This window comes from Flavobacterium magnesitis (assembly GCF_041729735.1).
GTDB lineage: Bacteria > Bacteroidota > Bacteroidia > Flavobacteriales > Flavobacteriaceae > Flavobacterium > Flavobacterium magnesitis.
The window spans coordinates 1-978 of sequence record NZ_JBCFQK010000052.1; the positions used below are offsets into that span (position 1 = coordinate 1).

The 978-nt window shown below is 26.7% G+C and carries 1 protein-coding gene; it reads left to right on the forward strand.

All coding sequences use genetic code 11. The features are described 5' to 3' along the window. The first annotated feature begins 47 nt into the window (after nt 1-47). Entirely contained in the window at nt 48-938 is an 891-nt protein-coding gene (locus AAGV33_RS16335; protein ID WP_373393442.1) for a hypothetical protein, read from the forward strand. Nucleotides 939-978: the final 40 nt, after the last annotated feature.

Consider the following 978-nt stretch of genomic DNA (forward strand, 5'->3'; position numbering starts at 1 on the left):
ATTAATAGAAAGGCTACCCTACTTTGTATTAAAAAATAATCTTAGAAATGGACGTAATAATAAATTATGAAGTTGAAAACATTTCAGATGTTTATGAAGAATATGTCACAATGGGAGAATATAAAACTCATAAATCTGAATATTATATATGCAAATATTGTGGTGAAACCGATATTGAAAAATTTAAATCAAAAGCTCATTTAATCCCAGAATTTACAGGAAATAAAGATTGGTTTTGTTTTAATGAATGTGATTCATGTAATAACAAGTTCAGTGTCTACGAATATAATTTAAAAAATTTTGGAGCCTTTAAAAATGCTCACTTACCTATTTACGGTAAAAAGAAATACCCAAAATATGTAGATGGTTATCACAACTTCACTATTCAATTTCAACAAAATGGCACATTACTTATGAGTGCTCCTGAAAATACAGATTTTTTTAAAATTGAAAATAATCGGATACAAATTAAATCTGTGACGATGCCATTTGTTCCATTAAATGTATATAAATGTCTATTTAAAATAGCGATTTCAATGATGGAAATAAATGATTTCAAAAAATTTGAATCTGGTATTCCTTGGCTAACTGACAAAAAGTTAAAAATCGAACCCAAAATCCCTCATACAATGCTTTATAATCCAAATGGAAAACCTGTTAGTAAACCCATCGCTGTATTATTGAAAAGAAAAGCAGAATATAACTGTCCTGAATTTAGTTTAATTTTTATCTGGGGATTTTTAATATTTCAAATTTTTTTACCATTTAATTCATCTGATGAGGATTTAGACTACTCAAATTTAAAATTACCTATACTTGGTGATTTTGTAACTAAATCAAAAGATGGAAAATATGGCTTATCACATTACAACATGAATTCCTTTGATAAAATTCAAACATTAGAAAAGATAAACTTTGGATTGAAACAAAAAAAATAAGTTTAAACATAAACCAGATACCCGTTAGCGCGGATTTATA

Excerpts from the sequence above, each read along its gene's own strand:
- AAGV33_RS16335 (WP_373393442.1), top strand. The coding sequence starts at position 48 with ATGGACGTAATAATAAATTATGAAGTTGAAAACATTTCAGATGTTTAT.